Source organism: Pseudomonas sp. NEEL19, from assembly GCF_028751975.1.
Classification (GTDB): domain Bacteria; phylum Pseudomonadota; class Gammaproteobacteria; order Pseudomonadales; family Pseudomonadaceae; genus Aquipseudomonas; species Aquipseudomonas juntendi.
The window spans coordinates 2,047,841-2,068,925 of record NZ_CP081491.1 but is presented as its reverse complement, the minus strand read 5'-3'; the positions used below and the strand labels follow the sequence as shown (position 1 = coordinate 2,068,925).

Annotated in this window: 18 protein-coding genes; 9 read left to right on the top strand and 9 right to left on the bottom strand. The window is 63.0% G+C overall.

The genetic code is table 11. The features are described from left to right. Window positions 1–50: 50 nt before the first annotated feature. From cysG to K4A76_RS09175, 6 genes are all read right to left on the bottom strand, one after another. Window positions 51–1,442 (bottom strand): siroheme synthase CysG, encoded by a 1,392-nt coding sequence (cysG, locus tag K4A76_RS09200; RefSeq protein WP_054912653.1) that lies wholly within the window; start codon window positions 1,440–1,442, stop codon window positions 51–53. Then, complete coding sequence (gene serS / locus K4A76_RS09195; RefSeq protein ID WP_274412002.1) at window positions 1,443–2,723, bottom strand: serine--tRNA ligase; 1,281 nt, start codon at window positions 2,721–2,723, stop codon at window positions 1,443–1,445. A gap of 30 nt (window positions 2,724–2,753) precedes the next feature. Beyond that, window positions 2,754–3,128 (bottom strand): fluoride efflux transporter CrcB, encoded by a 375-nt coding sequence (gene crcB, locus K4A76_RS09190; protein WP_009683106.1) that lies wholly within the window; start codon window positions 3,126–3,128, stop codon window positions 2,754–2,756. Continuing rightward, window positions 3,125–4,450: a replication-associated recombination protein A gene (locus K4A76_RS09185; RefSeq protein WP_274412001.1), complete on the bottom strand. Its 1,326-nt coding sequence runs from the start codon at window positions 4,448–4,450 to the stop codon at window positions 3,125–3,127. The genes crcB and K4A76_RS09185 overlap by 4 nt, the downstream gene beginning before the upstream one ends. A gap of 12 nt (window positions 4,451–4,462) precedes the next feature. Then, window positions 4,463–5,086, bottom strand: coding sequence for an outer membrane lipoprotein chaperone LolA (lolA, locus tag K4A76_RS09180; RefSeq protein WP_009683108.1), 624 nt, complete (start codon window positions 5,084–5,086; stop codon window positions 4,463–4,465). 62 nt (window positions 5,087–5,148) lie between these two features. Beyond that, the gene (locus tag K4A76_RS09175; RefSeq protein WP_370593809.1) at window positions 5,149–7,710 is read right to left on the bottom strand and encodes a DNA translocase FtsK; all 2,562 of its coding nucleotides are present in this window, start codon (window positions 7,708–7,710) and stop codon (window positions 5,149–5,151) included. Window positions 7,711–8,033: 323 nt separating this feature from the next. On the opposite strand from K4A76_RS09175, the gene aat reads away from it, so the two are divergent. The 3 genes from aat (at window position 8,034) to infA (ending at window position 9,801) form a co-directional block, all read left to right on the top strand. Beyond that, window positions 8,034–8,717: a leucyl/phenylalanyl-tRNA--protein transferase gene (gene aat / locus K4A76_RS09170; protein WP_054881605.1), complete on the top strand. Its 684-nt coding sequence runs from the start codon at window positions 8,034–8,036 to the stop codon at window positions 8,715–8,717. Between the two features lie 55 nt (window positions 8,718–8,772). Continuing rightward, complete coding sequence (locus K4A76_RS09165; RefSeq protein WP_274412000.1) at window positions 8,773–9,480, top strand: arginyltransferase; 708 nt, start codon at window positions 8,773–8,775, stop codon at window positions 9,478–9,480. A 102-nt stretch (window positions 9,481–9,582) separates the two neighbouring features. Then, window positions 9,583–9,801 (top strand): translation initiation factor IF-1, encoded by a 219-nt coding sequence (gene infA / locus K4A76_RS09160; protein WP_002553999.1) that lies wholly within the window; start codon window positions 9,583–9,585, stop codon window positions 9,799–9,801. 84 nt (window positions 9,802–9,885) lie between these two features. Here the strand turns inward: infA and clpA are convergent, their stop codons facing one another. Together clpA and clpS are read right to left on the bottom strand one after the other, a co-directional pair. After that, the gene (clpA, locus tag K4A76_RS09155) at window positions 9,886–12,156 is read right to left on the bottom strand and encodes an ATP-dependent Clp protease ATP-binding subunit ClpA (RefSeq protein ID WP_054912650.1); all 2,271 of its coding nucleotides are present in this window, start codon (window positions 12,154–12,156) and stop codon (window positions 9,886–9,888) included. 30 nt (window positions 12,157–12,186) lie between these two features. Continuing rightward, a complete protein-coding gene (clpS, locus tag K4A76_RS09150) occupies window positions 12,187–12,549 on the bottom strand; it encodes an ATP-dependent Clp protease adapter ClpS (protein ID WP_009683116.1) in 363 nt (120 codons plus the stop codon). 230 nt (window positions 12,550–12,779) lie between these two features. On the opposite strand from clpS, the gene cspD reads away from it, so the two are divergent. Continuing rightward, window positions 12,780–13,040 carry a cold shock domain-containing protein CspD gene (cspD, locus tag K4A76_RS09145; RefSeq protein WP_054912649.1) on the top strand — a complete coding sequence of 87 codons (261 nt, stop codon included), beginning with the start codon at window positions 12,780–12,782 and terminating at the stop codon, window positions 13,038–13,040. Between the two features lie 72 nt (window positions 13,041–13,112). Here cspD and icd read toward each other — a convergent pair whose 3' ends face one another. Beyond that, entirely contained in the window at window positions 13,113–14,369 is a 1,257-nt protein-coding gene (gene icd, locus K4A76_RS09140) for an NADP-dependent isocitrate dehydrogenase (RefSeq protein ID WP_054912648.1), read from the bottom strand. A gap of 486 nt (window positions 14,370–14,855) precedes the next feature. Here icd and K4A76_RS09135 point away from each other — a divergent pair, with 486 nt between their 5' ends. The 5 genes from K4A76_RS09135 (at window position 14,856) to purB (ending at window position 21,084) form a co-directional block, all read left to right on the top strand. Further along, window positions 14,856–17,081, top strand: coding sequence for an NADP-dependent isocitrate dehydrogenase (locus K4A76_RS09135; RefSeq protein ID WP_274411999.1), 2,226 nt, complete (start codon window positions 14,856–14,858; stop codon window positions 17,079–17,081). A gap of 170 nt (window positions 17,082–17,251) precedes the next feature. Further along, window positions 17,252–17,692 (top strand): NUDIX hydrolase, encoded by a 441-nt coding sequence (locus K4A76_RS09130; RefSeq protein WP_182365079.1) that lies wholly within the window; start codon window positions 17,252–17,254, stop codon window positions 17,690–17,692. A 59-nt stretch (window positions 17,693–17,751) separates the two neighbouring features. Continuing rightward, window positions 17,752–18,876: a tRNA 2-thiouridine(34) synthase MnmA gene (gene mnmA, locus K4A76_RS09125; RefSeq protein ID WP_274411998.1), complete on the top strand. Its 1,125-nt coding sequence runs from the start codon at window positions 17,752–17,754 to the stop codon at window positions 18,874–18,876. Further along, the gene (gene hflD / locus K4A76_RS09120; RefSeq protein ID WP_144188000.1) at window positions 18,873–19,499 is read left to right on the top strand and encodes a high frequency lysogenization protein HflD; all 627 of its coding nucleotides are present in this window, start codon (window positions 18,873–18,875) and stop codon (window positions 19,497–19,499) included. Before mnmA ends, hflD begins: the two co-directional genes overlap by 4 nt. 214 nt (window positions 19,500–19,713) lie before the next feature. Beyond that, on the top strand, window positions 19,714–21,084 hold the full coding sequence (purB, locus tag K4A76_RS09115; protein WP_009683124.1) for an adenylosuccinate lyase: 1,371 nt from the start codon (window positions 19,714–19,716) through the stop codon (window positions 21,082–21,084). Window position 21,085 lies beyond the last annotated feature (1 nt).

Sequence of the window (21,085 nt, the reverse complement as noted above, 5' to 3'; positions counted from 1 at the left end):
TGTAGGAGCGGCCTTGTGTCGCGATGGGCCGCAAAGCGGCCCCGGCGGTTTCAGCTGTTCTGCGAACCTTCAAACCAGGCCAGCTTGTCGCGCAACTGCACCACTTCCCCAACAATCACCAGGGTCGGCGCATGCACTTCATGCTGGGCCACCAGCTCCGGCAAGTCCGCCAAGGTACCGGTGAACACCCGCTGGTTACGCGTAGTACCTTGCTGCACCAAGGCCGCCGGGGTACTGGCCGCACGCCCATGGCGAATCAGCTCTGCGCAGATCGTAGGCAAGCCCACCAAACCCATGTAGAACACCAGGGTCTGGGCCGGCGCCACCAGGTCATTCCATGGCAGGTTGCTGGTGCCATCCTTGAGGTGCCCGGTCACGAAGCGCACCGACTGGGCATGGTCACGATGGGTCAGTGGAATGCCGCCATAGGCGGAACAGCCACTGGCCGCCGTAATACCCGGCACCACCTGGAAGGGGATGCCATGCTCGGCCAGCTCTTCGATCTCTTCGCCACCGCGCCCAAAAATGAACGGGTCGCCGCCCTTCAGGCGCAGCACGCGTTTGCCTTGCTGGGCCAGGTCAACCAACAGGCGGTTGATCTGGTCCTGCGGGACGGCGTGGTCAGCGCGGCGCTTGCCAACGTAGATACGCTCGGCATCACGCCGGCACATATCGATGATCGCCGGGGCCACCAGGCGGTCATACAGCACCACATCGGCCTGCTGCATGAGGCGCAAGGCGCGGAAGGTGAGCAGGTCCGGGTCGCCCGGGCCCGCACCTACCAGGTACACCTCGCCCCCCTGCTGCACCGGTGCGCCCTCCACCATCGCCTGCAACAGGCGTTCGGCTTCGGCGCCCTGCCCGGCCAGCTGGCGCTCGGCGATCGGGCCCTGGAACACGGTCTCCCAGAAGCCGCGGCGCTGGTTCACGTCCGGATACAAGGACTTGACCTTGTGCCGGAACCGCGCCGCCAGCCCGGCCAGCTCACCGTAGGCAGCCGGGATCCAGGCTTCCAGCTTGGCGCGAATCAGACGCGCCAGCACCGGAGCGTCCCCGCCACTGGAGACCGCAATCACCAACGGTGAACGGTCGACAATCGCCGGGAAGATCACCGTGCACAAGGCCGGCGCGTCCACCACGTTGACTGGCAGGCTGACGGCCTGCGCATCGGCCGACACCTGCGCGTTCAGCCCAGGGTCGTCAGTGGCGGCGATCACCAGCCGGCACCCGACCAGGTCGGCGGCCTGGTAGCCACGCACCAGCACCTCACCGCCACCTTCCCGGGCCAACGCAGCCAACTGGCCGTCGACGTCCGGCGCCACCACGCGCAGCACACTCCCGGCATCCGCCAGCAAGCGCGCCTTGCGCAAGGCGATCTCACCGCCGCCGACGACCAGTACACGGCCGCCCTGCAGCTTGTGGAACAGCGGCAGATAATCCATTTAGCGGATGACCTCGACGCCGCCCATGTAAGGCTTCAGCACCTCTGGCACGCGGATCGAGCCGTCGGCCTGCTGGTAGTTTTCCAGCACCGCAACCAAGGTACGGCCAACCGCCAGGCCGGACCCGTTGAGGGTGTGTACCAGTTCTGGCTTGCCGGTTTCCGGGTTGCGCCAGCGGGCCTGCATGCGGCGCGCCTGGAAGTCGCCGCAGTTGGAGCACGAGCTGATTTCACGGTACTTGTCCTGGCTCGGCACCCACACTTCCAGGTCATAGGTTTTCACCGCGCCGAAGCCCATGTCGCCGGTGCACAGGGCCAGCACGCGGTACGGCAGCTCCAGCAGCTGCAGCACGCGCTCGGCGTTGGCCGTCAGCCCCTCCAGGGCTTCCATCGATTTCGCCGGCTCCACCACCTGCACCATCTCGACCTTGTCGAACTGGTGCTGGCGGATCATGCCGCGGGTGTCGCGGCCGGAAGCGCCCGCTTCACTGCGGAAGCACGGGGTGTGGGCAACCAGCTTCAGCGGCAGTTGCTTGGCGTCCAGAATCGCGCCTGCCACCAGGTTGGTCAGCGACACCTCGGCAGTCGGGATCAGGTAGAAGTCAGCCTCGCCTTCGCGGGTAATCTTGAACAGGTCTTCTTCGAACTTCGGCAACTGGCCAGTGCCCTGCAGCGCTGGGGCCTGCACCAGGTACGGGGTGTAGTGTTCCTCGTAACCGTGCTCGCCGGTGTGCAGGTTGATCATGAACTGCGCCAGGGCGCGGTGCAGGCGGGCAATCGGCCCGCGCAGCACGGCAAAGCGTGCGCCGGACAGCTTGGCGGCGGCTTCGAAGTCCAGGCCACCGCTGAGTTCACCCAGGGCAACGTGGTCCTTGATGTCGAAATCGAAGGTTTGCGGGGTGCCCCAACGGCGCACTTCAACGTTGTCGTCTTCGCTGGCACCGACCGGTACGCTGGCATCCGGCAAGTTGGGGATGGTCAGCAGGATGCCGTCCAGCTCGGCCTGGATCTGGTCCAGCTCGGCCTTGCCGGCCGCCAGCTCATTGGCCATGCGCTCGACATCGGCCATCAGTGGGGCGATGTCCTCGCCTTTGGCTTTGGCCTGGCCGATGGACTTGGAACGGGCGTTACGCTCGGCCTGCAGTTGCTCGGTACGGGTCTGCACCGCCTTGCGGCGTTCTTCCAGTGATTCGATGCGCGCGACATCCAGGCTGAAGCCACGGGAGGCCAGGCGATCCGCCACTTCCTGAAGTTGGCCGCGTAACAGTTTGGAATCGAGCATATCGTTCTCTCGTTATAGGTAGGTGTTGGTTCAGAAACGGGTCAGGGACAGGCCGGCCCAGGTCGCGAGCAGCCCGCCCACTACGCTGATACTGGTATAGCCCAAGGCCAGCGGCACTTGCCCGCTTTCCATGAGGCGCACGGTATCGAGCGAAAAAGAGGAAAAAGTTGTTAGGCCACCAAGGAAGCCGACGATCAAGCCGGCGCGCAACTCGACCGGCGCCAGTGGCTTGTGCAGGAACAAGCCGTAGAGCAGGCCGATCAGCAGGCAGCCGACCAGGTTGACCGCCAGCGTACCGGCATAGAAGTGCCGTGGCCAGTGGGCGGTGACCCAATTGGCGGTGGCGAAGCGCAGCAACGTACCGGCCACGCCCCCGGCACTCACAGCAGCGATCAAGGCAATCATGGTTTTCTCCGCTGACGGGGGCTGTTGCGGTCCAGGTCGGCCAGGTGGCGCAGCTTCTCGCCGATTTTCAGTTCCAGGCCGCGCGGCACCGGCTGGTAATACTGGCGCGGCTCGAGTGCATCGGGGAAGTAGTCCTCACCGGCCGCATAGGCGTCGGGCTCGTCATGGGCGTAGCGGTACTCGTCGCCATAACCCAGTTGCTTCATGAGCTTGGTGGGCGCATTGCGCAAGTGCAGTGGCACTTCCAGCGAGCCATGCTCGGCGGCTTCGCGCAGGGCGGTCTTGAAGCCCATGTACACCGCGTTGCTCTTCGGCGCACAGGCGAGGTAGGTGATGGCCTGGGCCACCGCCAGCTCGCCTTCGGGGCTACCCAGGCGCTCTTGTACATCCCAGGCCGCCAGGCACAAGCCGAGCGCCCGCGGGTCGGCGTTGCCAATGTCTTCGCTGGCCATGCGCACCACACGGCGGGCGATGTACAGCGGGTCGCAGCCGCCGTCGAGCATGCGCGCGAACCAGTACAGGGCGCCGTCCGGGTTGGAACCGCGTACCGATTTGTGCAGCGCGGAAATCTGGTCGTAGAACGCTTCGCCGCCCTTGTCGAAACGGCGACGGCTGTCGCCCAACAGGCTCTGCAGCATCTCGACGTCGATTTCACTGCCGTCTTCGGCCAGGTCCGAGGCATTTTCGAGAAAATTGAGCATGCGCCGGCCATCGCCGTCTGCGGCGGCCATCAGCATCTTGAAGGCATCCTCGCCCACCCGCAGGTTGCGCTTGCCCAGGCCACGCTCCTCGGTGAGGGCGCGGGCGACCAGCTTGCGCAACGCCGCCTCGTCCAGGCTTTTGAGCACATACACCCGCGCCCGCGACAACAGTGCGTTGTTGAGCTCGAACGAGGGGTTTTCGGTGGTGGCGCCAATGAACAGCAGGGTGCCGTCTTCCACGTAGGGCAAGAAGGCATCCTGCTGCGACTTGTTGAAGCGGTGCACCTCGTCGACGAACAGAATGGTGCGGCGGCCGTATTGCCCTGCCTGCTGCTTGGCAACCTCCACCGCCTGGCGAATTTCCTTCACCCCGGCCAGTACCGCCGACACGGTTTCGAAATGCGCATCACAGAACTGCGCCAGCAGCCGCGCCAGGGTGGTCTTGCCTACCCCTGGCGGCCCCCAGAAGATCATCGAGTGCAGCGCGCCTTGCTCCAATGCCTCGCGCAGCGGTTTGCCGCGCGCCAGCAGGTGCTCCTGGCCTACGTACTCGTCCAGGTTGGACGGGCGCAGGCGGGCCGCCAGAGGCTGGGCGACAGGTTCGCTTCGAAACAGGTCCATGGCGAGCTCTGGTTACTCCTTGATCACGTCCGCACCTTTGGGAATGTCGAACTTGAACCTGCTGTCCGGCACCGCCTGGTTGGCCTTGACGCCATTGAACAGGATGTTGGTGCGCTGGCCGACGCTGTCGATCAGCTGCATGTCATTGATCAGGCCCTTGCGGAACGACACGCGCAGCGAGTCGAACAAGGTGTCCTTGGTTTTCGGCTTGAGGGTGAAGTCCATCACTTCGCCCTGCTCCTTCGAGGTGATGTCGAAGCTCTGGCTGATTTTCGACACATCACCCGACAGCAGCAGCGCCGGGGTCTGGTTCAGGCGCACATCGAGCTTCTTGATGGTGGCCTGTTCCAGGTCCGGGTCCCACAGGGTGACGTTCTTGCCGTCCGACACCACCACTTGCTCCTGCGGTGCGTCGGTATGCCAGTAGAACAGGCCCGGACGCTTGACGGTCATCTTGCCCGAGGTTTCCTGCAGGCTGGTGCCATCGGCGCCCAAGGTCAGCTGGGAGAAATTGGCCTCGATGGTCTGTGACTTTTCCAGCAACTGGGTCAGGCGTTGCACATCCTGCTCACCGGCATAAGCGGTAACCGAGCCCAGGGTCAGGGCAGAAACCAACAGCATGCGAATCGCGCGCATGGGAATCCTCATTGAGCATTGAAAGGGCCAGGCGCCAACGCTGGCGCCCGGCAGGGTGTTCATCAGTCGCGCGGGCCGCCTGGGGCAATTACTTCCCGCGAGCCGTTGCTGTTCATCGGGGTAACGACGCCGGCCATTTCCATCGACTCGATCATGCGGGCGGCACGGTTGTAGCCGATCTTCAGTTTGCGCTGTACCGCAGAAATGGAAGCACGACGGCTCTCGAGCACGAACTGCACCGCTTCATCATACAGCGCATCGGTTTCGGCATCGTCGCCATCACCACCACCGCCGCCGCCGTCGAAGCCGCTGCCGGCTTCTTCCACGCCATTGAGAATGTCGTCGTTGTAGTCTGGGGCGCCGCGCAGCTTCCACGCCTCGACCGTGCGGTGCACCTCGTCGTCGGAAACGAACGCGCCATGCACCCGGATCGGCAGGCTGGTGCCCGGCGGCATGTACAGCATGTCACCGTGGCCCAGCAGTTGTTCGGCACCGCCCTGGTCGATAATGGTCCGCGAGTCGATCTTGCTCGACACCTGGAAGGCCATGCGGGTCGGGATGTTGGCCTTGATCAGACCGGTGATCACGTCGACCGACGGGCGCTGGGTGGCGAGGATAAGGTGAATGCCCGCCGCACGCGCTTTCTGCGCGATACGGGCGATCAGTTCTTCGACCTTCTTGCCGACAATCATCATCATGTCGGCGAATTCGTCGACCACCACCACGATGGTCGGCAGGGTTTTCAACGCCGGCGGCTCGTCGTCCATGCTTTCGCGGCGGTACAGCGGGTCGTGGATGATTTCCCCGGCTTCCTGGGCGTCCTTGATCTTGCGGTTGAAGCCGGCCAGGTTACGCACACCCATGGCCGCCATCAGTTTGTAGCGGCGCTCCATCTCGGCCACGCTCCAGCGCAGGGCGTTGGCGGCGTCCTTCATGTCGGTGACCACCGGGCACAACAGGTGCGGAATGCCTTCGTAGATCGACAGCTCGAGCATTTTCGGGTCGATCATGATCAGCCGCGCGTCTTCCGGACTGGACTTGAACAGGATCGACAGGATCATCGCGTTGACCCCCACCGACTTACCGGAACCCGTGGTACCGGCCACCAACAGGTGGGGCATCTTGGCCAGGTCGGTAATCACCGGCTTGCCGCCAATGTCGTGGCCCAGGGCCAGGGTGACAGGGGACTTCTGCTCGTCGTACTGCGGCGTGGCCAGCACTTCGGAGAAACGCACCATCTGGCGGTTTTCGTTGGGGATCTCGATACCCACGGTGGTCTTGCCGGGGATGACCTCGACCACACGCACGCTGGTCACCGCCAGCGACCGCGCCAGGTCCTTGGCCAGGTTGGCGATACGGCTGACCTTGACGCCTGCGGCAGGCTGGATTTCGTAACGGGTGATCACCGGGCCTGGGTGGATGGAGTCCACCGAGACCTCAACGCCGAACTCCTTGAGCTTGATTTCCAGCAACTGACCGACACCGGCCAGGGATTCTGGCGAGTACTCGATCTTCTTCTGTTCGGCCGGGTCGAGGATGGATATCGACGGCAGCGTGCCCTCCACGGCGCTGTCGATGAACAGCGGCGTCTGCTTCTCTTTCATCACCCGCTTGCTCGGCTCTGGCGCCTTGTCTGCGGCCGGGGGCACGATGGTTGGCGTGGACGACGGCACACGGGCAAGGCTTGGCTCGCGGGGCGGCACCACCGGCTCGCGGGCCAGGGCCGGTTCGCGGACCGGGGCAACGGGCTCGCGCCCGAGGGTCGGCTCGCGGGGCTCGACCACCGCTGCCGGCGCCTCTTCACGCTTGAAGATGCGCTCACGCAGCGCCGGTTTGGCGGGTTCGCGTTTCTCGGCGACCGTTGGCGCGGCCTTCACTACAGGCTCATCCTCACGCAACTGCGCTTCAAGGCGCTTGCGTTCGTTGCGGGCTTCCCACCAGCGATTGGCGGCGCCCTGTACCAGTTCGAACAGGTCGAGGGTGATCTTGCCCGTCAGGTCCATCACCTTGAACCACGACAGGTCGGTGAACACGGTCAGGCCGAACAGGAACAGGGCGATGAACATCAGCGTACTGCCCTGCACGTTCAGCAGGTTGCGCGCCAGGTCGCCAAGGCTTTCGCCCAGGGCGCCGCCGGCAGAAAACGGCAAGCTCGCAGGCGAATGGAAGTGGATATGCGCCAGCGCCGCCCCCGACAGCACCAGGAACACCAGGCCGATCAGCCGCCAGGAAAACAGCCAGCCGCTCCAGTCCCAGGGCTGATGGCGCTGGCGGAAGATCTGCCAGGTTTTCACCGCCAGCAGCAGCGGGAAGATATAGGCGAAGTAACCCAACACCATGAACAGGATGTCGGCAAAGTAGGCACCGGCACGCCCGGCGGCGTTCTGCACCTGGTCGACGGTGGCGGTGTGGCTGAAGCCCGGATCCGAAGTGTCGTAGGTCAGCAGCGCCATCCACAGGTACAGGCACAGAGCGCCAACGGCGATCAACGCACCTTCCTTGAGGCGATAATGCAGCTGCTGCCGCCACAGGGGCACGGGCAAGGGAGCTGGGGTTGCGGTGGATTTCTTCAAAACACGTCTATTCCTGCGCGTGTTGCGCGTCCAATAGTGCTCGGCCGGCAGTGCGGCCAATGAACCACTACTTTTAACATTACTGCCCGCCCACTGCCATGACGGCGCGCCATAAGGCGCTCAAGCGGGGGCGACTTTCACATACCTGCAATTTGAGCACGCATTTTCTTTCGTGACAAAGGCTTATGCTGTGTTTTTGCACAGGTATGACAGCAAATGTAGCGGATGGTGCCTGTGGTTTCATCAATGCGCAGGAAATTGCCCGAATTCCGCGGCCGTGCCGGCCCTGGCCGGCGCTGCGGGCGCTCAGCCATTGACCCTGCCGGGCGCGCACGCCATGCTGCCCGCTCCCCTCCCCCACCGCACGATAGACCATGCTCACCTGGCTGACCCGCGACTCGCTGACCTTCCCGCCCCTGGAAAAGGCCCTGCACGAACCCAACGGCCTGCTCGCCGCCGGCGGCGACCTGAGCCCCGAACGGCTGGTGCAGGCCTACCGCCATGGCTGCTTCCCCTGGTACCAGGACGGCCAGCCGATCCTGTGGTGGTCACCCGACCCGCGCACGGTGTTGCTGCCCGACCAGCTTCACGTATCGCGCTCGCTGGCCAAGCTGATGCGCCAGGGGCGCTACCAGGTCAGTTTCGACAGCGACTTCCCGGCGGTCATCGACGCCTGCGCCGCCCCCCGCGATTACGCCGACGGCACCTGGATCACCGACACCATGCGCAACGCCTACTGCGAACTGCACCGTCGCGGCATTGCCCACTCGGTCGAAGTACGCCAGCACGGCGAACTGGTCGGCGGCCTGTACGGCCTGGCCATGGGCCAGTTGTTCTTCGGCGAATCGATGTTCAGCCGCGCCGACAACGCCTCCAAGGTCGGTTTCGTGACCCTGGTCGAGCACCTGCGCCAGGCCGGCTTCGTACTGATCGACTGCCAGATGCCCACCAACCACCTGCACAGCCTCGGCGCCCATGCCATCAGCCGCGCCGAGTTCGCCCGCTACCTGGCCCGCCACCTCGACCAGCCCAACAGCGCGACCTGGGTGGTTGCCTAGGCGGTTTTCCCTGGCTGGCTTACACTTAGAACAAAGTCTCACCGAGGGGTTGATCATGACAGAGTTGGCGCGGTTGAAGTTCTATGCCACTCAACCCCACTCCTGCAGTTACCTGCCCGACGAGCAGGCAACCACGCTGTTCCTCGACCCCAGCCAGCCGATGGACGTGAACGTCTATGCCGACTTGTCGGACATGGGTTTTCGCCGCAGTGGCGACCACTTGTATCGCCCCCACTGCCAGAACTGCAACGCCTGCGTACCAGCGCGCATTCCCGCGGCCCGCTTCATTCCCAACCGCCAGCAGCGGCGCATCCTCAAGCGCAATGCCGACCTCACCGTGAGCGCAGCGCGGCCGGCGTTCAAGGAAGAGTATTTCGAGCTGTACCGGCGTTATATCGAAACCCGCCATGCCGACGGTGACATGTACCCACCCAGCCGCGACCAGTTTTCCACCTTCCTGGTGCGGGACCTGCCCTTCTGCTGGTTCTACGAATTTCGCCTGGCCGGCCGGCTGATGGCAGTGGCCGTGTGCGACGTGCTGCCCAATGGCCTGTCAGCGGTCTACACCTTCTACGAGCCCAACGAAGAGCGCCGCAGCCTGGGCCGTTTCGCCATTCTCTGGCAGATCGGCGAAGCCCTGCGCAAGGATCTGGAGGCGGTGTACCTGGGCTACTGGATCAAGAACTGCAAGAAGATGAACTACAAGACACAGTATCGGCCCATCGAATTGTTGATAAACCAGCGCTGGGTCACCCTCAACTGAAAGCATTGGCTTGACACACAGTTTTCCGGCATAATCCACGCCACTTTTTTGCCCGGTGCGGATATGCGTCGGGCCAACACTGGACACCGAGGGCTCAACTGCATGTCGAAAGAAGACAGCTTCGAAATGGAAGGTACTGTCGTCGACACCCTGCCCAACACCATGTTCCGCGTGGAGTTGGAAAACGGGCACGTCGTAACCGCGCACATCTCCGGAAAGATGCGCAAAAACTACATTCGTATTCTCACTGGCGACAAGGTCCGCGTCGAGCTGACGCCTTATGACCTGAGCAAGGGCCGCATCACCTACCGTGCGCGCTAAGCTCCAGCCATGAAAAAGCCCGGCCAAGTGCCGGGCTTTTTCATGGCTTCAAGTTTGTAAGGGGCTGCGTTGCAGCCCCATTTATCACGCTACTTCAGCCGTGGTCTCGAAGTCGAACACCAACTCGCCATCGCGCAAGTCGACGTGCACCACACCGCCATGCTCGGCCAACTCACCAAACAGGATCTCCTCGGCCAGCGGCCGCTTGATCTTGTCCTGAATCAACCGCGCCATCGGCCGCGCGCCCATCTGCACGTCATACCCCGAGGCCGCCAGCCAGCCGCGGGCCTCGTCGCTGACCTCAAGCAGCACGCGCTTGTCTTCGAGCTGCGCCTGCAGTTCGATAAGGAACTTGTCGACGATGCTCTTGATGGTTTCGGTGCTCAGGCGGCCAAACTGAATGATGGTATCCAGGCGGTTGCGGAACTCTGGCGTAAAGCTCTTGCGGATCACTTCCATCGCATCGGACGCATGGTCCTGATGGGTGAAGCCGATCGAGGCCCGCGACGCGGTTTCCGCGCCGGCGTTGGTGGTCATGATCAGGATCACGTTACGGAAGTCGGCCTTGCGCCCGTTGTTGTCGGTAAGGGTACCGTGGTCCATCACCTGCAGCAGCAGGTTGAAGACCTCCGGGTGCGCCTTCTCGATTTCGTCGAGCAGCAACACGCAATGCGGCTGCTTGGTAATCGCCTCGGTCAGCAGACCACCCTGGTCGAACCCGACATAGCCAGGCGGTGCACCGATCAAGCGCGAAACGGTATGGCGCTCCATGTACTCGGACATATCGAAGCGCACCAGCTCCACACCTAGCGCCTTGGCCAATTGCCGGGCCGCTTCGGTCTTGCCGACGCCGGTAGGGCCGGCAAAGAGGAACGAACCCACTGGCTTGTCAGGTGCCTTGAGGCCGGCACGCGACAGCTTGATGGCCGTGGACAGCGAATCGATGGCCTGGTCCTGACCGAAAACGGTCAGCTTCAGGTCGCGCTCCAGGTTACGCAGCAGTTCCTTGTCGGAGCTGCTGACATGCTTCGGCGGAATTCGCGCAATCTTGGCGACGATATCCTCCACCTGCGGTACGTCGATGCGCTTGACGCGGCTGGCCTCCGGCTGCAGGCGCTGGTAGGCGCCAGCCTCGTCGATCACGTCGATGGCCTTGTCCGGCATGTGCCGGTCATTGATGTAGCGCGAGGCCAGCTCGGCGGCGGCGCGCAGGGCTTCGTCGCTGTACTCGATATTGTGGTGGCTTTCGAACCGCCCTTTCAGGCCGCGCAGGATGCCCACGGTGTCTTCAACCGAGGGTTCGCTGACGTCTACCTTCTGGAAGCGCCGCGCCAAGGCACGGTCCTTCTCGAAGATGCCACGGAATTCCTGGAAGGTCGTGGAGCCGATGCAGCGGATTTCACCCGAAGACAACAGCGGCTTGAGCAGGTTGGACGCATCCATTACCCCACCCGACGCCGCACCGGCACCGATGATGGTGTGGATCTCATCGATGAACAGAATGGCCTGCGGGCGCTTGCGCAGCTCGCCAAGCAGCGCCTTGAAGCGCTTCTCGAAGTCGCCGCGGTACTTGGTACCGGCCAGCAGCGCGCCCAGGTCGAGCGAGTACACCACGCTCTGTGCCAGCAGGTCAGGCACCTGGCCATCGACAATACGCTTGGCCAGCCCTTCGGCAATCGCCGTTTTGCCCACCCCGGCCTCACCCACCAGCAGCGGGTTGTTCTTGCGGCGGCGGGCAAGGATCTGCGCAACGCGCTCCACTTCCTGCTCGCGGCCTACCAGCGGGTCGATACGGCCAGCACGTGCCAGCTCGTTGAGGTTGCTGGCATAGGCGTCCAGCGGGTTGCTGGAAGAAGAGGTTTCACCGCCCTCTTCGTCCTGCATGTCCTGGTCGCTCTCGGATTGCGAGCCATGCCCCGGCACCTTGGAGATGCCATGGGCGATGTAGTTGACCACATCGATGCGGGCCACGCTCTGCTGCTTGAGCAGGAACACGGCCTGGCTTTCCTGTTCGCTGAAAATCGCCACCAGTACGTTGGCGCCGGTCACTTCACGCTTGCCAGAGCTTTGTACGTGGAACACGGCGCGTTGCAGCACACGCTGGAAGCCCAGGGTTGGCTGGGTTTCCCTGTCTTCATCGTTGACAGGAATCAGCGGCGTGGTCGAATCGATGAACTCTTGCAGGTCGTGCTTGAGCTTGTCGAGATTGGCGCCACAGGCGCGCAGAACGGTCGCGGCAGCCTCATTGTCCAGGAGTGCCAGCAGCAGATGTTCGACGGTCATGAATTCATGACGCTTCGAACGGGCCTCCTTGAAGGCAAGATTGAGGGTGACTTCGAGCTCGCGGTTTAACATAGCTTCACCTCATACCCAAGTGGTCGGCGATTAACCGTCCTTCTCGATTTCACAGAGTAGCGGATGCTGGCTTTCCCTGGCGTATTGGTTGACCTGCATAGCCTTCGTTTCGGCGATGTCACGGGTAAACAATCCGCACACTGCCCGCCCCTCGGTATGGACGGTCAGCATGATCTTGGTCGCCAGCTCGCGGTTCAGACTGAAGAACGTCTCGAGCACTTCGACGACGAAATCCATCGGTGTGTAGTCATCGTTGAACAAAACCACCTTGTACATCGGTGGCGCCTGCAGGATCGGCTTGGCTTCCTGAACCGCCAGACCGGAGCCATCGTCCTCATTCGATTGAGGACGATCCTGATTGAATGTTAGTCGAATCTGGCTGTGTGCATGCATGGAAAGAATTTCATCACATCGACAGGTTAAGGTTGTGGGTTGACCCTGCGAACGGCCATTGGTGCAGCCGCTGCATGACCTTGACTATCGGCAAAACGGTGTTACAACCAATAGGAACCCACCGTGGTCGATAAAGATCCGCGCAGTCAACCAGATTTTTTCGCAAGGTTCGTATGCGGATGAAGTGGATGATACTCCAGTGATGGAGTCCTTTGCAGAGGGACATAGGGATGGCAAGCGGTAAAGTCAAGTGGTTCAACAATGCCAAGGGCTATGGATTCGTCAATGAAGAGGGCAAGAACGACGACTTGTTCGCTCATTATTCAGCCATCCAGATGGACGGGTACAAGACGCTCAAGGCCGGCCAGGCCGTGACCTTCGATGTCATCCAAGGCCCGAAAGGTTTTCATGCCGTCAACATCAGAAGTGCATCCACGGCTGCGCCCGCGCCGGCCAGTGCACAGCCCGTGGGCAGCACGGCCGACGCCTGACCGACTGCCCTGCCAGCGGGTAAACGAAATGAAAGGCCGCTTCTTTACCAGAAGCGGCCGTTTCACATTCGCTTACATATGTTTGATCATGGCATCGCCGAAGCCCGAACTTCCCACCAGCGTGGCACCGTCCATCAGGCGCTCGAAGTCGTAAGTCACGGTCTTGGCCGCAATCGCGCCATTGGTGCCTTTGATGATCAGGTCGGCGGCCTCGGTCCATCCCATGTGGCGCAGCATCATTTCTGCCGAAAGAATCACCGAACCCGGGTTGACCTTGTCCTGCCCGGCATACTTGGGTGCCGTGCCGTGGGTAGCCTCGAACATGGCCACGGTGTCGGACAGGTTGGCCCCCGGGGCGATACCGATGCCGCCCACCTCGGCCGCCAGGGCGTCAGACAAATAGTCGCCGTTGAGATTGAGCGTGGCGATCACATCGTACTCGGCCGGGCGTAGCAGGATCTGCTGGAGCATGGCGTCGGCAATGGCGTCCTTGACGATGACTTCGCGGCCGGTCTTGGGGTTGTTGAACTTCATCCACGGCCCGCCGTCGAGCAACTCGGCACCGAACTCGTCACGCGCCACTTCGTAGCCCCAGTCCTTGAAGGCACCTTCGGTGAACTTCATGATGTTGCCCTTGTGCACCAGCGTCAGCGACTCGCGGTCGTTATCCACCACATATTGCAGGGCTTTGCGTACCAGACGCTTGGTCCCTTCGCGGGAAACCGGCTTGATACCAATGCCGCAGTCCTGGTCGAAACGGATCTTGGTAACGCCCATTTCCTCCTTGAGGAACTTGATCACCTTGTCTGCTTCCGGCGAACCGGCTTTCCATTCGATGCCGGCATAGATGTCTTCGGAGTTCTCCCGGAAGATCACCATGTCGACATCCCCCGGTTTTTTGACCGGGCTTGGCACACCCTGGAACCACAGCACAGGGCGCAGGCACACATACAGGTCCAACTGCTGGCGCAAAGCCACGTTCAGCGAACGGATGCCGCCACCCACCGGGGTGGTCAGCGGGCCCTTGATCGACACCACATAGTCACGCACGGCGTCGAGGGTTTCCTGCGGCAGCCAGGTGTCCTGGTCGTAGACGTGGGTGGCCTTTTCGCCGGCGTACACCTCCATCCAGGCGATCTTGCGCTTGCCGCCATAGGCTTTCTGCACAGCGGCATCGACCACCTTGATCATCACCGGTGAGACGTCAACGCCGATCCCGTCGCCTTCGATGTAGGGAATGATCGGCTGGTCAGGCACGTTGAGCGAATGGTCTGCATTGACGGTGATCTTGGCGCCGTCGGTCGGAACCTTGATTTTCTGGTATGCCATGCTTGCACTACTCCGCTATCGGGTGTGGGTTGGACATCAAGCGTAGCAATGAGCCTAAACCACATCTGCCGACCTGCAAGCTGACGGCGTGGACGCGGGCGCGCCTGCGCAGAACACCCCGCCAGCGCTGCGGCATTACGCCACATTGCCCCTCAGTCTTTGGTCTTATAAATGGGCCGATATCACTTGGCCTTGCTGATTAGGCCAAATGGTTTGGTATACTCCGCCGCGACCGTTGGGTCATCGGGGCGAATCCCAGGAAATGCGGACCGCCCTGGGCCGTGATCGGCCGAAAAGCCAGGCCTTTTCCGCCTGGCTGCCAAAGCCTGGGCTGTTACCGCAGTTCAGCACTTGACGCTCGACTGATGCATCCACCATCACCGCTCGCAGCTTCTCGACTTTCCGCTCATGGCTTGCCAGGGCGATGCGCCTTACCCTGCGCACCACGAGACTCGAGCACGCTCAGCACACAGAGAGTTAACCCGCATGCCCACCCGTTCCAAGATCATCTATACCTTCACCGACGAAGCCCCTGCCCTCGCCACCTACTCGCTGCTGCCGATCATCGAAGCGTTCACCGCTTCGGCTGACATCGCTGTCGAAACTCGCGACATCTCCCTGGCTGGCCGTATCCTTGCCGCCTTCCCGGAGCAACTGGGCGCAGAGAAGCAAGTAGGCGATCACCTGGCGGAACTGGGCCAGCTGGCTACCACCCCTGAAGCCAACATCATCAAGCTGCCGAACATCAGCGCCTCGGTACCGCAGCTCAAAGCTGCGATCAAGGAGCTGCAAGGCAAGGGCTACAACATCCCTGACTACGCCGACGAGCCGGCCACCGAGCAAGAGAAAGAATCCCGCGCCCGCTACGACCGCATCAAAGGTTCGGCCGTGAACCCGGTCCTGCGTGAAGGCAACTCCGACCGCCGCGCACCGCTGTCGGTCAAGAACTACGCGCGCAAGCACCCGCACAAGATGGGCGCCTGGGCCGCCGACTCCAAGTCGCACGTCGCGCACATGACCCAAGGCGACTTCTACGGCAGCGAAAAAGCTGCACTGATCGAAGCTGACGACAGCGTACGTATCGAACTGGTCGGCAAAGACGGCAGCACCACCGTGCTGAAGGAAAAGACCGCGGTAAAGGCTGCCGAAGTCATCGACTGCGCAACCATGAGCCGCAAGGCCCTGAAGGCCTTCATCGCCGAGCAGATCGCCGATGCCAAGGCCACCGGCGTGCTGCTGTCGGTACACCTGAAAGCCACCATGATGAAGGTCTCCGACCCGATCATGTTCGGCGTCATCGTCGAAGAGTTCTACAACGACGTGCTGGCCAAGCACGCCGCCGCCCTGGCCGAAGTCGGCTTCAACGCCAACAACGGCATCGGCGACCTGTACGCCCGCATCAAGGACCTGCCAGCTGACAAGCAGGCCGAGATCGAAGCCGATATCCAGGCCCTGTACACCCAGCGCCCGGCCCTGGCCATGGTCAACTCCGACAAGGGCATCACCAACCTGCACGTACCGAGCGACGTGATCGTCGACGCCTCGATGCCGGCCATGATCCGTGACTCGGGCAAGATGTGGAACACCGCTGGCGAACTGCAAGACGCCAAGGCAGTGATCCCGGACCGTTGCTACGCCGGCATCTACCAGGCCACCATCGAAGACTGCAAGGCCAACGGCGCCTTCGACCCGACCACCATGGGCAGCGTGCCGAACGTTGGCCTGATGGCGCAGAAAGCCGAAGAGTACGGCTCCCACGACAAGACCTTCCAGGTCAAGGCCGACGGCGTGGTTCGCGTGGTCGACAGCAAGGGCAACGTGGTTCTGGAGCAGAACGTCGAGGCCGGTGACATCTTCCGCATGTGCCAGACCAAGGACGCGCCGATCCAGGACTGGGTCAAGCTGGCCGTCAACCGTGCCCGCCTCAGCGACACCCCAGCGGTGTTCTGGCTGGACCCGGCCCGCGCCCACGACGGCGTGATGATCGAGAAGGTGCAAAAGTACCTGAAAGATCACGACACCACCGGCCTGGACATTCGTGTCATGGCCCCGGTCGACGCCATCAAGTTCTCCCTGGCCCGCATTCGCGAAGGCAAGGACACCATCTCGGTTACCGGTAACGTACTGCGCGACTACCTGACCGACCTGTTCCCGATCATGGAACTGGGCACCAGCGCCAAGATGCTGTCGATCGTGCCGCTGATGAGCGGCGGCGGCCTGTTCGAAACCGGCGCCGGCGGCTCGGCACCCAAGCACGTGCAGCAGCTGGTCGAAGAGAACTTCCTGCGTTGGGACTCGCTGGGTGAATTCCTGGCCCTGGCCGCTTCCCTGGAGCACCTGGGCAACACCTACGACAACCCGCGCGCCAAGGTTCTGGCCAGCACCCTGGACCAGGCAACCGGCAAGTTCCTCGACACCAACAAGTCGCCATCGCGCAAAGTTGGCGGTATCGACAACCGCGGCAGCCACTTCTACCTGACCCTGTACTGGGCCCAGGCCCTGGCTGCACAGAGCGACGACGCCGCCCTGCAGGCACGCTTCGCCCCACTGGCCAAGACCCTGTCCGAGAACGAGGAGACCATCGTCGCCGAGCTCAACGCCGTTCAGGGCAAGCCAGCCGACATCGGTGGCTACTACGCCCCGGATGCCGAGCTGACCGCCAAGGTGATGCGCCCAAGCCAAACCCTGAACAGCGCCATCGCCGCCCTGTAAGGTCCGCTTGACGTAACAGCACAAACCCCGGCCACGCACCGGGGTTTGTGCTTTCTGGAAAATGGGACTGCTTTGCGGCTGCCTGCAAGGCCTGCAGTGCACCTGTGGGAGCGGGCAAGCCCGCGAAGGACCGCAAAGCGGTCCCGACACAACCTGAAAGGAAACCGCGAATGACCTGGCAACCCCACATCACCGTCGCCACCATCATCGAGCAGGACGGCAAATTCCTGTTCGTCGAGGAATTCAAAGCCAACCGGCACGTCTTCAACCAGCCCGCCGGGCACCTGGAAGCCAACGAGACCCTGCCCCAGGCCGCCCTGCGCGAAACCCTGGAAGAAACCGCCTGGGAAGTCGAGCTCACCGGCGTGGTCGGCATCTACCTGTACACTGCGCCCAGCAATGGCGTGACCTACCAGCGCATCTGCTTTGCCGCCCGCCCCGTGCGCCACCATGCCGACCTGGCCCTGGACAGCGACATCGTCCGCGCCGTCTGGCTGACCCGCGAAGAGTTGCTGGCCGACCCCACCCGCTGGCGCAGCGAGCTGGTGCCGCGCTGCCTGGACGACTACCTTGCAGGCCCGCTGCACAGCCTTGCGCTGCTGCGCGACTGACGTAGCGCCGCGGTTTTGATAGAATCGGCGTTTTTCCCCCTTGATACACACCGGTACCCATGACCAGCCCAGCACTCAAAGACCCCGCCAAGACCCGCGTCATCGTCGGCATGTCCGGCGGCGTGGACTCTTCCGTCTCCGCCCTTCTGCTCATCGAGCAGGGCTACCAGGTGGAAGGGCTGTTCATGAAGAACTGGGAAGAAGACGACGGCACCGAATACTGCACCGCCCGTGAAGACCTGGCCGACGCCCAGGCCGTGTGCGACCGCATCGGTATCAAGCTGCACACCGCCAACTTCGCCGCCGAGTACTGGGACAACGTGTTCGAGCACTTCCTCGAAGAGTACAAGGCCGGCCGCACGCCCAACCCGGACATCCTCTGCAACCGCGAAATCAAGTTCAAGGCGTTCCTCGACTACGCCCTGTCGCTGGGTGCAGACCTGATTGCCACCGGCCACTATGTACGCCGCCGCGACACCGGCGCCGTTACCGAACTGCTCAAAGGCCTGGACCCGAACAAGGACCAGAGCTACTTCCTGCACGCCGTTGGCGGCAAGGAAATCGCCCGCACGCTGTTCCCGGTGGGCGAACTGGAAAAACCCGAGGTCCGCGCCATTGCCGAAAAACACGGCCTGGCCACCGCCAAGAAAAAGGACTCCACCGGCATCTGCTTCATTGGTGAACGCCGCTTCAGCGACTTCCTCAAGCAGTACCTGCCCGCCCAGCCAGGCAACATCGAAACCACCGAAGGCGAGGTGATCGGCCGCCACCATGGCCTGATGTACCACACCATCGGCCAGCGCCAGGGCCTGGGTATCGGCGGCCTGAAGGACGCCGGTGACGAGCCCTGGTACGTGCTGCACAAAGACCTGACCCGCAACGTGCTGGTGGTCGGCCAGGGCAACGAACACCCCTGGTTGTTCTCCCGCGCCCTGCTGGCGTCGGAAATCTTCTGGGTCAACCCGGTGGACCTGAGCCGCCCGCGCCAGCTCACCGCCAAGGTCCGCTACCGGCAGAGCGACCAGCGCTGCACCCTGGCGCTGACCGACGGCGGCTACCGCGCCGTGTTCGACGAGCCCCAGCGCGCCGTGACGCCGGGCCAGTCGGTGGTGTTCTATGATGGCGAGGTGTGCCTGGGTGGCGGCGTGATCGAGGCGGCCGAGCCGTGGAGCCCGCGGGCATGAGCACACTGCGCGAGCAATTGATTGCCCTGGGCGGCGTATTCCAGGCAGCCGTACTGGTTGACCGCATCGCCCGCACCGGCCAGGCCAGCGAGGCCAACATCGGCTGCATGCTAGGCAGCTTGCTGGTACGCGACCCCAAGGACACCCTGGAAGTGTTCGGCGGCGACGACTTGAACCTGCGCGATGGCTATCGCGCGCTGGTCGGCGCCCTGGAGCGCGACCCCAGCAGCCTGCAGCGCGAGCCCCTGCGCTACGCCCTGTCTATGCTGGGCCTGGAGCGCCAGCTGAACAAGCGCGGCGACCTGCTCGACACCATCGGCAACCGCTTGCCACAAATCCAGTCGCAGGCCGATCACTTCGGCCTGGTCCACGAAAATGTCATCGCTTCCAGCGGAGCCTTGTACCAGGACACCCTGAGCACCCTGCGCCAGCGCATCCAGGTACACGGCGACATGCGTTTCCTGCAGCAGGCCAGCAACGCCTCGAAAATCCGCGCCCTGCTGCTCGCCGGCATCCGCGCTGCGCGCCTGTGGCGCCAGCTGGGCGGGCACCGCTGGCAACTGGTGTTCAGCCGGCGCAAACTGCTGAACGAGCTGTACGACATGATGCGCAGCCCCAACTGACGGGCTGGGCAGCCCCTTGTGGGAGCGGGCATGCCCGCGAAGCAGGCGACGCGGTGTATGGCACCGGCTACGCCGGTGTTCGCGGGCATGCCCGCTCCCACAGGGCCCCCCACCAGATCCGAATTGGGCCGACCTTTGGTCAGCCACCCGACCCAGGCGCATTTTTCATGTATGATATGCGCCCTTCAAAAGCCTGACTGTCCGAGAACACCCCATGCAGCTTTCTTCGCTCACTGCGGTTTCCCCTGTAGACGGCCGTTACGCCGGCAAAACCCAGGCCTTGCGCCCCATCTTCAGCGAATTCGGCCTGATCCGTTTCCGCGCCCTGGTCGAAGTGCGCTGGTTGCAGCGCCTGGCCGCCCACCCGCAAATCGGCGAAGTGCCGGCGTTCTCCGCCGAGGCCAACGCCCTGCTGGACACCCTGGCCAGCGATTTCAAGCTTGAGCACGCCGAGCGCGTCAAGGAAATCGAGCGCACCACCAACCACGACGTCAAGGCGATCGAATACCTGCTCAAGGAGCAGGCCGCCCAGTTGCCTGAGTTGGCCAAGGTCAGCGAGTTCATCCACTTCGCCTGCACCAGCGAGGACATCAACAACCTGTCTCACGCCCTGATGCTGCGTGCTGGCCGTGACGACGTGCTGCTGCCGCTGATGCGCCAGATCGCCGAGGCCATTCGTGCCCTGGCCCACGCTCACGCCGACGTGCCGATGCTGTCGCGCACCCACGGCCAGCCGGCTTCGCCGACCACCCTGGGCAAGGAACTGGCCAACGTCGTGTACCGCCTGGAGCGCCAGATCGCCCAGGTTGCCGCCGTACCGCTGCTGGGCAAGATCAACGGCGCCGTGGGCAACTACAACGCCCACCTGTCGGCCTACTCGCAGATCGACTGGGAAGCCAACGCCCGTGCCTTCATCGAAGACGAGCTGGGCCTGCAGTTCAACCCGTACACCACCCAGATCGAACCGCACGACTACATCGCAGAACTGTTTGACGCCATCGCCCGCTTCAACACCATCCTGATCGACTTCGACCGTGACGTATGGGGTTACATTTCGCTGGGCTACTTCAAGCAGAAGACCGTCGCCGGCGAAATCGGCTCTTCGACCATGCCGCACAAGGTCAACCCGATCGACTTCGAAAACTCCGAAGGCAACCTGGGTATCGCCAACGCCCTGTTCCAGCACCTGGCCAGCAAACTGCCAATCTCGCGCTGGCAGCGTGACCTGACCGACTCCACCGTGCTGCGCAACCTGGGCGTGGGCTTCGCCCACAGCGTCATTGCCTACGAAGCCAGCCTGAAAGGCATCGGCAAGCTGGAAGTGAACGAAGCCCGCATCGCCGCCGACCTGGACGCCTGCTGGGAAGTGCTGGCCGAACCGATCCAGACCGTGATGCGCCGCTTCAACATCGAAAACCCCTACGAAAAGCTCAAAGAGCTGACCCGTGGCAAGGGCATCACCCCACAAGCGCTGCTGACCTTCATCGACGGCCTGGACATGCCAGCCGAAGCCAAGGCCGAGCTCAAGCTGCTGACCCCTGCTACCTACATCGGTAACGCGGCAGCCCAGGCCAAACGCGTCTAAG